General features: G+C 64.7%; 17 protein-coding genes. 7 read left to right on the top strand and 10 right to left on the bottom strand.

Annotated elements, in window-relative coordinates; genetic code table 11:
• Positions 1-41: 41 nt before the first annotated feature.
• The 3 genes from Q7O19_RS04830 to miaA all read right to left on the bottom strand — a co-directional run bounded on the left by Q7O19_RS04830 (position 42) and on the right by miaA (position 2,310).
• Positions 42-905, bottom strand: coding sequence for a PEPxxWA-CTERM sorting domain-containing protein (locus Q7O19_RS04830; protein ID WP_303809019.1), 864 nt, complete (start codon positions 903-905; stop codon positions 42-44).
• A 75-nt stretch (positions 906-980) separates the two neighbouring features.
• Positions 981-1,265: a hypothetical protein gene (locus tag Q7O19_RS04835; protein WP_303809020.1), complete on the bottom strand. Its 285-nt coding sequence runs from the start codon at positions 1,263-1,265 to the stop codon at positions 981-983.
• A 145-nt stretch (positions 1,266-1,410) separates the two neighbouring features.
• Positions 1,411-2,310 (bottom strand): tRNA (adenosine(37)-N6)-dimethylallyltransferase MiaA, encoded by a 900-nt coding sequence (gene miaA, locus Q7O19_RS04840; RefSeq protein ID WP_303809037.1) that lies wholly within the window; start codon positions 2,308-2,310, stop codon positions 1,411-1,413.
• Between miaA and serB the strand changes: the two genes are divergently transcribed.
• Positions 2,294-3,196, top strand: coding sequence for a phosphoserine phosphatase SerB (gene serB, locus Q7O19_RS04845; RefSeq protein WP_303785144.1), 903 nt, complete (start codon positions 2,294-2,296; stop codon positions 3,194-3,196). The genes miaA and serB overlap by 17 nt on opposite strands.
• Here serB and Q7O19_RS04850 read toward each other — a convergent pair.
• Positions 3,193-3,600 (bottom strand): DUF2177 family protein, encoded by a 408-nt coding sequence (locus Q7O19_RS04850; RefSeq protein WP_303809021.1) that lies wholly within the window; start codon positions 3,598-3,600, stop codon positions 3,193-3,195. The genes serB and Q7O19_RS04850 overlap by 4 nt on opposite strands.
• Positions 3,601-3,738: 138 nt before the next feature.
• On the opposite strand from Q7O19_RS04850, the gene Q7O19_RS04855 reads away from it, so the two are divergent.
• The gene (locus tag Q7O19_RS04855) at positions 3,739-4,371 is read left to right on the top strand and encodes a lysophospholipid acyltransferase family protein (protein ID WP_303809023.1); all 633 of its coding nucleotides are present in this window, start codon (positions 3,739-3,741) and stop codon (positions 4,369-4,371) included.
• Positions 4,372-4,380: 9 nt separating this feature from the next.
• Positions 4,381-5,175: a DUF1295 domain-containing protein gene (locus Q7O19_RS04860; RefSeq protein WP_303809024.1), complete on the top strand. Its 795-nt coding sequence runs from the start codon at positions 4,381-4,383 to the stop codon at positions 5,173-5,175.
• Between the two features lie 3 nt (positions 5,176-5,178).
• Here Q7O19_RS04860 and Q7O19_RS04865 read toward each other — a convergent pair whose 3' ends face one another.
• The 5 genes from Q7O19_RS04865 to Q7O19_RS04885 form a co-directional block, all read right to left on the bottom strand.
• A complete protein-coding gene (locus tag Q7O19_RS04865; protein WP_273435356.1) occupies positions 5,179-5,388 on the bottom strand; it encodes a ribbon-helix-helix domain-containing protein in 210 nt (69 codons plus the stop codon).
• Positions 5,389-5,537: 149 nt separating this feature from the next.
• Positions 5,538-6,260, bottom strand: a complete 723-nt coding sequence (gene phbB / locus Q7O19_RS04870; RefSeq protein WP_303809026.1) for an acetoacetyl-CoA reductase — start codon at positions 6,258-6,260, stop codon at positions 5,538-5,540.
• 102 nt (positions 6,261-6,362) lie between these two features.
• Entirely contained in the window at positions 6,363-7,403 is a 1,041-nt protein-coding gene (gene hemH, locus Q7O19_RS04875; RefSeq protein WP_303809027.1) for a ferrochelatase, read from the bottom strand.
• Between the two features lie 10 nt (positions 7,404-7,413).
• The gene (locus Q7O19_RS04880) at positions 7,414-9,606 is read right to left on the bottom strand and encodes a xanthine dehydrogenase family protein molybdopterin-binding subunit (protein ID WP_303809028.1); all 2,193 of its coding nucleotides are present in this window, start codon (positions 9,604-9,606) and stop codon (positions 7,414-7,416) included.
• Between the two features lie 59 nt (positions 9,607-9,665).
• On the bottom strand, positions 9,666-10,151 hold the full coding sequence (locus Q7O19_RS04885; protein WP_303809029.1) for a peroxiredoxin: 486 nt from the start codon (positions 10,149-10,151) through the stop codon (positions 9,666-9,668).
• A 140-nt stretch (positions 10,152-10,291) separates the two neighbouring features.
• Between Q7O19_RS04885 and Q7O19_RS04890 the strand changes: the two genes are divergently transcribed.
• Entirely contained in the window at positions 10,292-10,852 is a 561-nt protein-coding gene (locus tag Q7O19_RS04890; protein ID WP_303809030.1) for a YqgE/AlgH family protein, read from the top strand.
• A gap of 28 nt (positions 10,853-10,880) precedes the next feature.
• Here the strand turns inward: Q7O19_RS04890 and Q7O19_RS04895 are convergent, their stop codons facing one another.
• On the bottom strand, positions 10,881-11,252 hold the full coding sequence (locus Q7O19_RS04895; RefSeq protein ID WP_303809031.1) for a VOC family protein: 372 nt from the start codon (positions 11,250-11,252) through the stop codon (positions 10,881-10,883).
• A gap of 188 nt (positions 11,253-11,440) precedes the next feature.
• Between Q7O19_RS04895 and rpmI the strand changes: the two genes are divergently transcribed.
• The 3 genes from rpmI to Q7O19_RS04910 form a co-directional block, all read left to right on the top strand.
• Positions 11,441-11,644 carry a 50S ribosomal protein L35 gene (gene rpmI, locus Q7O19_RS04900; RefSeq protein ID WP_017666847.1) on the top strand — a complete coding sequence of 68 codons (204 nt, stop codon included), beginning with the start codon at positions 11,441-11,443 and terminating at the stop codon, positions 11,642-11,644.
• Between the two features lie 12 nt (positions 11,645-11,656).
• A complete protein-coding gene (gene rplT, locus Q7O19_RS04905) occupies positions 11,657-12,022 on the top strand; it encodes a 50S ribosomal protein L20 (RefSeq protein ID WP_022679287.1) in 366 nt (121 codons plus the stop codon).
• Between the two features lie 165 nt (positions 12,023-12,187).
• On the top strand, positions 12,188-12,652 hold a 465-nt coding region (locus Q7O19_RS04910), incomplete at its 3' end, for a hypothetical protein (RefSeq protein WP_303809032.1).

A 12,652-nucleotide genomic window follows, 5' to 3' on the forward strand; every position in this document is an offset into this window, starting at 1 on the left:
GCCCCATCTTCTGTGCCGGAATGCCAGTCCGCTGGCAGCAGTCAGGCAGCAACGACGGTCTTGCGACGGCGCGCGGCCAAACCGACGAAGCCAAAGCCGAGCAGCAGCAGGGCCCAGCTCGACGGTTCGGGAACAACCGTCGGCGTCGGCGGAATGATGATGGTTGCCGGATCGGTGGTCTGGACCGCAAAAGCGCGATCGATCACGATGTCCTTTGATGCGCCGCCAAGGTTCGAATTGAACACGAAGGCCGTGGTGTAATAGCCGGCCTGCGTGATCTGGCCAACGCCCGAAACATTCTGCCTGACACGGCCGGGCGCGCCCGAAATGATCGCGGTGGCAGCAACCGGGGCGCCAATGATCGTGGCGCGGAAACTGGAATTGCCCGGATTGGCGCGGCCGTTGGCGGTCAGGAAATAGCTGGAGCCCAGCCGGTAGTTACCGACACGCAGATAGGTGAGCTGCGAGATGGTTTCGTTGACCGACAAATCACCAACGAAATAAGCGGCCTTTCCGCCAACCGCATCGGGGCTGGCCGAAACACTATTGTCAGCAAACACGCTCTCGCCGAACGCGCCATTGGGGTAGCTCGCCAGGCTGTTGTAGTTGATGACGCTGGCCGGCGCGTTGCTTGGCACATTGGACTTGGTCCACTGCAGAAAGCCGCCCGTGCCAACCGCACCCGCTTCGAAACTGCCGTTCTTGATGAGGTTGGTCACCGCTGCAGCGGGAGCAGCGAACGAGGCCGCAGCCAGTACCACCGCAGTGATGGCAAGATCCTTGAAGTGCATCTGAAAAAAGCTCCTGGAAATCATGATCCGGCGACCATCAATGCGTGCAGCCACACACTGAAAGACGACGTTGATCCAGTCGAGTGCAACGACCGTGCCAAGAGCTTCAATCATTCAATATCAAGGAGTTAAATGGTAAACGTTTAGTTAACTGTAAAGTCTACCGACAGTCCCAGACGCAACCGACAATCAGGAGACGACTTCCGGCAACCCGTTCTTGCGGCGGCCAAACACGGCGCCCAGCACCACAAGGCCCAGCAGCCCGGCGATGATCGGCCCGGTGTCGCCGCTTTCCATGGCGCTGGCGGCTTGGGCCCCCGCGATACCATCCGTCTTACAGGCGGGATCCTCGGCCGGGCAACTTGCTGGCGCTGCCACGCGCTCGCTGTTTGCCAGGTTCACCATCTGGGTTGCGGCCGCCGGCTGCGCCAGCATCATCAGCATCACCAGGAAAAACCCACGCTTCAGCAACACTGTCCCCACCGCAAAAACAACGCGCAATCACTTCATCGCACCGCAACATGTCCGTCACATGACATGGCGAACCCTGATAGCGGCGAAATGTCCACTATTGGTTGCAGCCAGTTACGGCGCGCGCCCGGCGGTGGTTGCAGCGCGTTCAATCGGGGCAGACGCGGCTCCAGTCCGGGAACTGGTTGCGGGCCCAGGTCTGCTGCCGCTTCTGATATTGGCGGGTGACGATGAGCGCCTGCGCCATCGCCTCGTCGATGCTGCAGCGCCCGGCCAGATGCGCGGCCAGTTGCGGCACCGCCAATGCCTTCACCACAGGCACCTCGGCGGGCAGCCCCAATGCCAGCAGCGCCGCCACCTCTTCGCGCGCACCCGCCGCCAACATGGCTGCCAGCCGGCGCTCAGCCCGTGCATTCAGTTCGGCGCGCGGGCGATCGACGATGAAGCCCTGCACCGCTGCCACCCCCAGGCCGCCGTCACGGCGCTGCTGCCAATCGGCCAGTGTGCGCCCACTCGACCGCACCACCTCCAGCGCGCGCAGGGTGCGCTGCCGATCGGCAGGCATCAGCCGGGCGGCGGCACCGGGGTCTTCCCGTTCCAGCGCGGCGCGCGCGCTGGCGGTATCGAGCGCCCGCACCGCGGCGCGCACCTGTTCGTCAATCGCTGGTACCGGTGCTAGGCCGTGCACCAGCGCTGTGAGATACATGCCAGTGCCGCCGACGATGATCGGCTCCCGGCCTGAGGCCCGCGCCGCGGCGATCTCGGCCTTGGCCAGTTCCACCCAGCGCGCCACGCTGCACACATCAGCGCCGGCGAGAACGCCATAGAGACGATGGGGCACGGCGGATTCCTCCGCCGCCGTCGGCCGTGCCGAAACGATGGCCAGATCGCGATACAGCTGGCTGGCATCGGCATTGATGATCACGCCGCCCACAGCACCACAACCATGGGCCGCCAGTTCAAGCGCCAGCCCAGACTTGCCCCCGGCCGTTGGCCCTGTCAGGACGGTGACCCGTTCAGGATCGAGAGAAATGGCAGACGCGCTCATCATCACCCTGGTTGCCGAAGGCGCCTTGTCGCCCGGCGACGCTTCTGCGGCAAGCGATGTCGTGCGCGGCATTGGCGCCGAAATCGTGGCGCAAAGCTGGCTGGAGGCGGGCGACGCCTACGACATCCTGGCTCGCGGCGATGCCCCCAACATCCGCGCTGCGCTGGAAGACGCCCTGCCTGCCGTGGACGTGGTGGTGCAATCCGGTGCCACGCCGCGCCGCAAGAAGCTGATCGTGGCTGACATGGATTCAACCATGATCGCCTGCGAATGCATCGATGAACTGGCCGATTATGCCGGCCTCAAGGCCGAAGTCGCCGCCATCACCGAAGCCGCGATGCGCGGCGAGCTGGATTTTGCCGGCGCCCTGAAGGCCCGCGTGGCGCTGCTGAAGGGCCTGCCTGTCGCCACGCTCGACCAGTGCCGCGAGGAGCGCGTGCGCCTCAACCCCGGTGCGCGACAGTTGGTGCAGACAATGACAGCCAACGGCGCGCGTTCGCTGCTGGTGTCGGGCGGCTTCATGCCGTTTGCCGTGCCGGTGGCGCGGGAAATCGGCTTTGCCCGCGTGCTGGCCAACCGGCTGGATGTCGCCAAGGATGGTGATGTCGACGTGCTGGCCGGCACCGTGCCTGAACCCATCGTCGACGCCGCCGCCAAGAAGGCGCTGCTGGAAGCCGACGGCACGCCGATGAGCGCCGCGCTGGCGGTGGGCGACGGCGCCAACGACATTCCGATGATCCAGGCGGCGATGGCCGGCGGCGGGCTGGGCATCGCCTATCAGGCCAAGCCGAAGGCCGCTGCCGCTGCCCAGGCCCATGTCCGTCACGGCGATCTCACCGTGCTGCTGCGGGCGCAGGGCTATCGCCGCGCCGAATGGGTGGATTAGGCCGGGAAGAGCTTTGAAGTGAGCCACGTGCCGGCCGCTGCCGTGCCGCCGGTCAGCACCGTGCCCCACATCAGATCAAGCACGGTCACCTTCAGGCTCCACACTTTCAGCGTGGCATAGTTGGTGAGATCATAAGTGGCATAGCAGATGAACCCCAGCACCGCGCCCTGCAGCGCCGCCTTGGCCACGCCTTCGGTCAGTCCCGGCCACACGGCGAAATAGACGATGCCGCCAATATAGATGGCATAAAAGATCATCGCCGGTGTGAGGCGGAAGCCATTCTCCATCATCACTTCGCCGATTTCCGGCTTGTACAGGCGCGGCGCCATGTTGATCAGCCACACCGCATCAATGGCGGCAAAGGCAACAAGTGTAAGGCCATATGCGGCAACCATCTTGATCATGGGGCCCGCCATAGCCGCGCGGCGCCAAATTGACACCCCATTTGACAGCATCCCCCCCCATCCGCGATGCTGTGTCGCTGCCAATGCAGCAAAAGAGCGGCAAGCCGGGTCAACGGCTGTCCAATCCGGGGGAGCAACATGCACGGCGAGACGAAGAGCGGACTGTCGCGGGTGCTGGAATGGCTGATCGTGCGCTTCTATCTCGCCATGGGCTGGAAATCCGTCGCCATCCGGCCAATCCCGCGCAAGGCGGTGATCATCGCAGCGCCGCACACGTCCAACTGGGATTTCATCTATTATATCGGCCTCACCCGCGATCTGGGCATTGAAACCAGCTTCATGGCCAAACGCCAGCTGTTCCGCTGGCCGCTGGGCCGCTTCATGCGGGAAGTGGGCGGGGTGGAAGTGAACCGCGAAAAGGGCGGAAATTATGTCCAGTCGATGATCGACGAATTCAACCGGCGGGATGATTTTCTGCTCACCATCGCGCCCGAAGGCACGCGCAAATCGGTGGGCCAGTGGAAAACCGGCTTCTATCATATCGCGGTGGGCGCGCAGGTGCCGCTGATCGTGGGCATGATGGATTATGCCAAGAAAACCGGCGGGTTGGCTCTGGCCTTCATGCCGACCGGCGATTATGCCGCCGACATGGCGCGCGTGGAGGAATTCTGCCGCTCCACCACCCCCAAGCATCCTGGCAAGGCAATGAAATCGATCATGGCCGCCAGTGTGCAATCCGCCGAACCTTCCACCATCGACAAGGCTGCCTGAGTAACTCCCATGCTGATCAATCTTGGTATTACCCTCGCCGCTGTCGTTGGCCTGATGGTCCTTTGCTGGCGCTACAGCGTTTCCATCCGCGATGTGTCCTTCATCGATGCCATCTGGGCCTATGGCATGGTGTTTGCCGTGACGGTTGCGGCAATCCTGAACGGCGGCCCGGCTGGGCCGGCTGGCTGGGCGCTGATCGTGCTGGTCGGCTTGTGGGGGCTGCGGCTGGGCACCCATCTCATCACCCGCTGGCGCCGGCTGGGCCGCGATCCGCGTTATGAGAAGATCCTGGGCCACGCCATCGAGAAACAGGGCATGAGCTTTGCCAAGGCGGCCTGGTTCCGCGCATTCGGGATGCAGGGGCCACTGCTGTGGGGCGTGTCCCTGCCCGCCCAGGCCGGCGTGCTGGCCGATGGCGGCGCGCCGCTGCCGCTGTGGGGCGTGGCCGGCGCTGCTATCGCGCTGTTCGGCATCGCCTTTGAAAGCATCGGCGACGCCCAGCTGGAAGCCTTCCGCGCCGATCCGGCCAGCAAGGGCCAGGTGATGGACAAAGGCCTGTGGCGCTATACCCGCCACCCCAATTATTTCGGCGATTTCACCGCCTGGTGGGGCATCTTCATCGTCGGCCTCGCCGCCGGTGCGCCGTGGTGGACCATATTGGGCCCGCTGTTCCTCAGCTTCACCCTCACCCGCTGGTCGGGCGCGCCGTTGCTGGAACACAGCCTGAAAAAGCGCCGGCCGGGCTATGAAGACTATATCCGCCGCACGTCGGGCTTCTTCCCGCTGCCGCCGAAGAAGGACTGAAGCTCAGGGCCGACCGATCGCCCGTTCGAACAGCCAGACCCGTACCGCGCTCGACAGATTGGTGGTGCGCGCTTCGTCGATTTCGGCAACGAGTGCGGCCAGCGATTTGCCGTCCAATGCTGCCGCCTCGTTCAACGCCTGCCAGAAGACCGGCTCCAGCGTCAGGCTGGTCGAATGGCCCTGGATGGTGAGGCTGTATTTCTTCGGGCTCATGGCTACTCACGGCAGGCGCCGCAGGCAAAGCCCGCGACTGACGTCAAAGCGGTTCGGCTGGCCTGAGCGCCAGCCGCCCGCCCGGCCGCACTTGCACCCGTCTGTGCGCGGCCCACGTGCCAGAAACAGGCAAACGTGGGCGCCGCGCCTCAATACATGTGCTGCCCGCCGTTGACCGACATGGTGGAGCCGGTGATGAACCCCGCCTCCTCGCTCACCAGAAACGCCACGGCCCGCGCGATCTCGCTGGCCTGGCCCAACCGGCCGACCGGGATCTTGGCAACGATCTTGGCCAGCGCCTCCGGCGGCACCGCGGAGACCATGTCGGTATCGATATAGCCCGGCGCAATCGCGTTGGCGGTGATGCCGAACTTGGCACCTTCCTGCGCCAGCGCCTTGGTAAAGCCGTGGATGCCGGATTTTGCCGCGGCATAATTGACCTGGCCATATTGCCCGGCCTGGCCGTTGATCGAACCGATCTGCACGAACCGGCCGAAACCGCGCTCCTTCATGCCGGCAAACGTTGCCTTGGCCATGTTGAAACAGCCGCCCAGATTGACGCGGATCACCTCGTCCCACGCGTCCCAGCTCATCTTCATCAGCGTGCCGTCGCGGGTGATGCCGGCATTGTTCACCACCACATCGATGGGGCCCAGCTCGGCCGCCACGGCAGCGCAACCCTGAAGGCAGGCCTCGTGATCGGCAACATTCCATTTGTAGCTCTTGATGCCGGTCTTTTCGGTGAAAGCGCGCGCCTTGTCGTCGCTGCCGCCATAATTGGCCCCCACCGTGAAGCCCTGGTCGCGCAGCGCAATGCTGATCGCCGCGCCAATGCCGCGCGTGCCGCCCGTAACCACTGCTACCCTTGCCATATCCCGCCCATCCCTTCGTTCCCAAGACACCAACCGACGCCTGTTCAATTTGCAGGCTTGGCCAGCATCTTGGGCTGGATTGGCGGCCGGTTCAATGGGGCTTTACAGCCACCCGGCCAGTTCGCGGCGCACAATGTTTTCCAGCATGGCCATGCCGGTGTCGCTGTCGTTCAGGCAGGGGATATAGGCGAAATGCGTGCCGCCGGCCTCGATGAACTCGTCGCGGCCTTCCATTGCCACTTCTTCCAGCGTTTCAAGGCAATCGGCGGCAAAGCCGGGGGACACGACAGCGATTTTCTGCACGCCATCCTTCGGCAAGTTCAGCAGCGTATCGTCGGTATAGGGCTTCAACCATTCGGCACGGCCAAAGCGCGACTGGAAGGTCACCTTGACCTTCATGCCCAGCGCTTCACCCAGCAGACGGCCGGTTTTCATGCACTGGCAATGATAGGGGTCGCCCGCTTCCAACGTGCGCAGCGGCATGCCGTGGAAACTGGTGAGGATCAGATCAGGCACGAAATCCAGCTTGGCAACACCATCGCGGATCGATTGCGCCAGCGCGGCGATATGATCGGGATTGTCGAAATAGGGCGCCATGGTGCGCAGCGTTGGCTGCCAGCGCACGGCCATCAGCGCGCGGGCGGCATCATCCACCACCGTGGCATTGGTGGCCGCCGAATATTGCGGATACATCGGCGCCAGCAGAATGCGATCGCAGCCGGACTGCATCAGCGCCGCCAGCCGCTCGGCGATGCTGCGCGTGCCGTAACGCATGGCCCAATCCACCTGCACGGCTGCTCCCAGCCGCACCTGCAGCGCGGCGGCCTGGCGCTTGGTATACACCGTGATGGGGGAGCCTTCGTCCATCCACACCTTGGCATAATTGGCCGCGGTGGTGCGCGGGCGGATGTTCAATATCAGCAGGTTGAGGATCGGCCGCCACAGGATCTGCGGGATCTCGATCACACGGCTGTCCGACAGGAACTCGCGCAGGAAGCGCTTCACCGCCGGCACATCAGGTGCATCGGGCGAGCCGAGGTTGACCAGCAGCACGCCGATCCGTCCGGCTTTCACCGGCTTGTGATCGGCCGGCAGCGCGACCGGCGGCAGGATCAGCGGCGGCAAGCCGTGAGGCGCGGTCACAGAAAATTCCTCATGCGGCGAAGAAGGGCAGATTGCGCCAGCGCTTGGCTGTCGCTGCAAACAGCGCATTGGCGACAGCCGGCGCGATCGGCGGCGTGCCGGGCTCGCCAATGCCGCCGGGATCAGCATCAGACGCGATGATGCGCGTTTCGATTTCAGGACAAACAGCCATGGTGACAAGCGGATAGTCGTGAAAGTTGGTCTGCACCACCTTGCCGGCGTCAAAATCGATGCGGCCAAAAAGCGCGGCAGACAGGCCATAGATGATGCCGCTTTCGATCTGCGCCACCACCGTATCGGGATTGATCACCCGCCCGCAATCCACCGCCGCCCACACGCGTGTCACCCGCGGACGCTGACCGGGAATGGCTTCCACCTCGGCAATCTGCGCGACGATGCTGCCGAAACTTTCCACCAGCGCGATGCCGCGGCCCACTGCCGGATCGGTCGGGCCATCACCGCCGTCGCGGCCGAGCGGACCGCCCATTTCCAGCACCGCCTGCAACACGGCAGCGTGGCGCGGCTTGTCCTTCAGCATGGCAAGGCGGAAGGCGGCGGGATCAACGGCAGCCGCGATCGCCAGTTCATCCACGAACGATTCGACAATGAAGCCGGTGAAACTGTGGCCCACGCTGCGCCAGAACCCCAGCGGCGCGGCGCAATCAGCGAGGCAATGCTGAACGCGGATATTGGGGATGGCATAGGGCAGTTCCACCGCGCCTTCGATGGCGCCGGCGCCGGCCGAAGGGCTGCCCATCATGCTGCCAATATTACGCCCCGAGAACGCCGCGCCAACATCCGGCACGGCAATCGCCGCGTTCCAGCCGGTGATGCCGCCGGGCGCCGCCTTGCCATGCAAGCGCGCCGCCACGGCCGGGCGGAACATGTCGTGGGCGAAATCCTCTTCGCGGCTCCAGATCAGTTGCACCGGGCGCCCTGCGGCGCGGGCGATCAGCGCAGCCTGGGCGCAGGCATCGCCTTCCACCTTGCGGCCAAAACCGCCGCCGATCAGCGTTGGGTGCACCACCACATCGTCGCTGCCGATATCGAGCGCACGGGCCACGGCACGGGCAGCGAGGCTGGCGCTTTGCGTGGGCGCCCAGATTTCGGCGCGATCATCCACCACGCGCGCGGTGGCCGTCATCGGTTCCAGACAGGCATGAGCAAGGAAGGGCAGGCTGTATTGCGCCGTGAGCACGCCGCGCTGCAGCGCCGCCGCCACATCGCCTTCGTCGCGCACCACTTCGCCCACCGTGCCCTGCGGCCCGAACGGCTTGCCATCCGCGGCCAGCGCACCGCGCACCGCCGCGATCTGCCAGGGGCCTGGCGGGTCCTCACCCTTCTGCCATTTGATCGGCAGCGCCGTCACCGCCTTGTGCGCGGCAAACCAATTGTCGGCCACGCAGGCGACAAAGTCGGCCACTTCCACCAACTTCACACCCGGCGGCAGAGCAATCTTGCCAAGCGGCGCCGGCGTGGCGCCCAGCGGCCCCTGCGCGATGGCGGCAAAGCCCATGCCGGGCAGCCGCACATCGATGCCGAATCGTGCCGATCCATCCACCTTGGCCGGAATGTCGAGCCGCAACACAGGCTGCCCGGCAAGCTTGCGAACGGTGCGCAGCGTCGGCTCCTCCGGCGCATCGTCGGGATCAAGATCGGCGATGACATCGTGGAACGGCAGGCGGTTGGCCTTGTAGATCACGAACCCACCGGCGGTATCCACCTCGGTCCAATCCACCTGCCAGCGCCGGGCGGCGGCCTTCACCAGCATTTCGCGCGCTGTCGCCCCGGCGGCGCGCAGCGGCATTTCCCAGGCGCGCACGCTGTTGGAACCGCCGGTGATCTGGAAATCAAGGAAACGCGCGACGCGCTGGCCGGCGCCCATGATCAGGCTGCGCATCGGTTCCGATTGGCCGGCCGCGGCACCCAGCGCCAGGCCGGGATTGGCATAATCCGGGCCCAGCGGCGCCGGCTCCACACCCACCGTCTGCCAATCGGCGCCCAGTTCATCGGCGATGATCTGCGCGAGTGCGGACCAGATGCCCTGGCCCATCTCCGCCTGCGCCACCGCCACGGTGATGCGGCCATCGGCGCCGATCTTCAGATAGGCATTGATCAGGGTTTCGTCCGGCCCCGCCGCCCAGTTCAGCCGGGCCGCACGCGGCCACACCGCCCAGCCGATGGCCAGGCCAGTGCCGGCCACCGCCGCAATCAGCAGATTGCGACGGGTAAGGTCGTTCCTGCGCGGGGCGGGCTTCAGGCTCAGGCCAATTGCCCAAGCAGATGTTCGGCTGACGACACACCGAACGCGCCGGGCGGTTCGATGTTGAGCTCGGCCACCTTGCCGTCACGCACGATCATCGAAAAGCGCTGGCCGCGGATGCCCATGCCATAGGCACTGCCATCGAAGGTGAGGCCCAGCGCCTTCGAAAAATCGCCATTGCCATCGGCAATCATCGTCACCTTGCCGTCGGCGTGGGCCGATTTGCCCCAGGCTGCCATCACGAAGGCATCGTTGACCGACACGCAGACGACTTCATCGACGCCATTGCGCAGAAAGGTTTCGGCATGTTCGACATAGCCAGGCAGGTGGCGGGCAGAGCAGGTGGGGGTGAAGGCGCCGGGCACCGAGAACAGCGCCACGGAACGGCCGCCGAACAGTTCGGCCGTCGTTACCGGGGCCGGGCCATCGGCGGTGGCCTTCACAAGGGTCATCGCCGGAATCGAATCACCAACCTTGATCGTCATGGGGGTTTCTCCGTTGGAGCGCAAAACTGCTCCGCTGTCCTAGCCTTGGCCCCCTCACACGTCCAGCGTATGTGCTTGCGAGCCCAGCGCGCGTGCTTGCTACATTGTCGGGCGTCCGGCGCCGGCCTATGGTGGCGGGCGTGGAAACCCCGCCCTTTCTTTCTGGCCAGCTGCTGCTGTCGATGCCCGGCATTGGCGATGACCGGTTTGACCGCACGGCAATCGCCATGTGCCTGCACGATGAAGGCGGCGCTCTGGGCCTAGTGATCAACCGGCCGCACCCGGATCTGCGGCTGCACGCGCTGTTGGCCCAGCTCGACATCGATACCAGCGTGGTGCCCGATGCCCCGGTGCTGGAAGGCGGCCCGGTCGAACCCGGCCACGGTTTCGTGCTGCACGAGGCGGACTATTCTGCAGCCGGCACGATCAGGGTTGGCAATGCCTGGGCCTTCACCTCCACGCTCGACGTGCTGCAGGCAATCGCGCGCGGTGATGGCCCAAAACGCTGGCACATGGTGATGGGCTATGCCGGTTGGGGCGCCGGCCAGCTCGACATGGAAATGCGCCAGCACGGCTGGCACCTTGCCCCCGGTGACGCCACGATCGTGTGGGACACGCCGATCGAGAAACGCTGGGAACGCGCCTTTGCGCTGACCGGGGTGGCGGTGGCCAACCTGTCGGCAACACCGGGCAGAGCCTAGCCCATCACGCGCCGCGCCGAAACGCGGCTCACCCCATCACGAACGCGTTCAGCTTGTTGCCGTCCGGATCGCGGAAATAGCCGGCGTAAAAGCCGGAATCGCCGCGCGGACCGGGTGGGCCTTCATCGGTGCCGCCATGGGCCAGGGCGATGGCGTACAGCCGGTCCACCTGGGCCTGGTCATTCGCTTCAAATGCCACCATCACGCCATTGCCGACGCTGGCCGCATTGCCGTCGAACGGCTTCGTCGCGGCGATACCGGCCGCGCCGCCGGGCGTGCCCCAGGCGATGAAATTGTCGAACTCCATCATTCGGCCCACGCCCATCTCGGCGGCGATCGCATCATAGAATCGGGCAGCAACACCCAAATCATTGGTGCCCACGGTTACATAGCCAATCATGTTCATGCTCCCTTTGCTGCGGAACGCTCAGAACGTAACAAGAACAGATCCGAGTCGGCAAGCAGATTCCGCCCGCAGGGTTGCGTGCCTCAGGCCAACAAGCTATGGCGCGCCCTTCGCATGAACCGAACGGCCTGGCTGAAGGGCTGCCATGGCCGTTTTTGATGCGTCTTTAAAAGGAGACCGAAATGCCCAAGATGAAGACCAAGAGCGGGGTCAAGAAGCGCTTCAAGATCACCGCCACCGGCAAGGTGAAGCATGGCGTGGCCGGCAAGCGCCACCGCCTGATCAGCCACAACGCCAAATATATCCGTCAGAATCGCGGCACCGATGTGCTCGCCAAGTCCGATACCGCCCGGGTGCATGCCTGGGCGCCGTACGGCCTGAAGTAAGGGAGGACACCGATGCGTATCAAACGTGGTGTAACCACCCGCGCCAAGCACAAGCGCATTCTCGACGCCGCCAAGGGCTTTTACGGCCGCCGCAAGAACACCATCCGCATCGCGCGGCAGGCGGTGGAAAAGGCTGGCCAGTATGCCTATCGCGATCGCAAGGTAAACAAGCGCAATTTCCGCGCCCTGTGGATCCAGCGCATCAACGCCGCCGTGCGTGAAGAAGGCCTGACCTACTCGCAGTTCATGAACGGCGTGAAGATCGTTGGCCTGCAGATCGATCGCAAGGTGATGGCCGATCTGGCCATGAACCAGCCGGAAAGCTTTACCGCCATCATCGGCCAGGTGAAGGCGGCGCTGGAAGCCAAGGCCGCCTAACCCGCGCCTGCGACAGCACCGAAATGGAAGGGGCGCTCCGGCATCGGCCGGGGCGCCCTTTTTTTTGGTTTTCGATTCAACCATTTGTTAACGTTAATCAGTTAACGCTATCCCCGAACGGCCTTACTATTGGGGTGGGCCGCTGCCAATTTGGGGAATTTAATCATGATCACCACGCGCCTGCTGCCACTTGCCGCCCTTGTCGCCACTTTCGCCGCACCGGCCGCGGCCGTCACGCTGTCGACGCCGCTGCTGGCCGGCAACGGCCAGGCCGGCATCATGTTCGATCTGGTCGCCGGCGGCCAGACCCTCACCGTCACCGGCGGCGCCCTCAGCCTTGATGCCGGCAGCCACTCGGTTGAAGTTTACACCCGTTCCGGAACGGTCGTGGGCAACCTCGGGCCGACGGGCTGGACTCTGATCAGCACCATCAACGGCGTTGCCGGCGGCGGTGAAGGCACCCAGACCTTCTTCGATTTCGCCGATTTCGCCATGGCCGCCGGCTCGACCACCGGCATCTACATCACGGCGGTTGTTGATTTCCCGCTCAACTATACCAACGGCACCGTTGTTGGTGGCGTGGTGGCGTCTGATGCCAACCTGTCCATCCGTTCGGGCTTCGGCCGCTCC

The sequence above is a fragment of the Sandarakinorhabdus limnophila DSM 17366 genome, assembly GCF_945882885.1.
Taxonomy (GTDB): Bacteria; Pseudomonadota; Alphaproteobacteria; order Sphingomonadales; family Sphingomonadaceae; genus Sandarakinorhabdus; species Sandarakinorhabdus limnophila_A.

Bases quoted from the DNA above. Each gene is read 5' to 3' on its own strand.
- Q7O19_RS04885 (WP_303809029.1), bottom strand. From the start codon at position 10,151: ATGACGATCAAGGTTGGTGATTCGATTCCGGCGATGACCCTTGTGAAG.
- serB (WP_303785144.1), top strand. From the start codon at position 2,294: ATGGCAGACGCGCTCATCATCACCCTGGTTGCCGAAGGCGCCTTGTCG.
- Q7O19_RS04850 (WP_303809021.1), bottom strand. From the start codon at position 3,600: ATGATCAAGATGGTTGCCGCATATGGCCTTACACTTGTTGCCTTTGCC.
- miaA (WP_303809037.1), bottom strand. From the start codon at position 2,310: ATGAGCGCGTCTGCCATTTCTCTCGATCCTGAACGGGTCACCGTCCTG.
- Q7O19_RS04895 (WP_303809031.1), bottom strand. From the start codon at position 11,252: ATGATTGGCTATGTAACCGTGGGCACCAATGATTTGGGTGTTGCTGCC.
- Q7O19_RS04830 (WP_303809019.1), bottom strand. From the start codon at position 905: ATGATTGAAGCTCTTGGCACGGTCGTTGCACTCGACTGGATCAACGTC.
- Q7O19_RS04855 (WP_303809023.1), top strand. From the start codon at position 3,739: ATGCACGGCGAGACGAAGAGCGGACTGTCGCGGGTGCTGGAATGGCTG.
- rplT (WP_022679287.1), top strand. From the start codon at position 11,657: ATGCGTATCAAACGTGGTGTAACCACCCGCGCCAAGCACAAGCGCATT.
- rpmI (WP_017666847.1), top strand. From the start codon at position 11,441: ATGCCCAAGATGAAGACCAAGAGCGGGGTCAAGAAGCGCTTCAAGATC.
- Q7O19_RS04860 (WP_303809024.1), top strand. From the start codon at position 4,381: ATGCTGATCAATCTTGGTATTACCCTCGCCGCTGTCGTTGGCCTGATG.
- phbB (WP_303809026.1), bottom strand. From the start codon at position 6,260: ATGGCAAGGGTAGCAGTGGTTACGGGCGGCACGCGCGGCATTGGCGCG.
- Q7O19_RS04865 (WP_273435356.1), bottom strand. From the start codon at position 5,388: ATGAGCCCGAAGAAATACAGCCTCACCATCCAGGGCCATTCGACCAGC.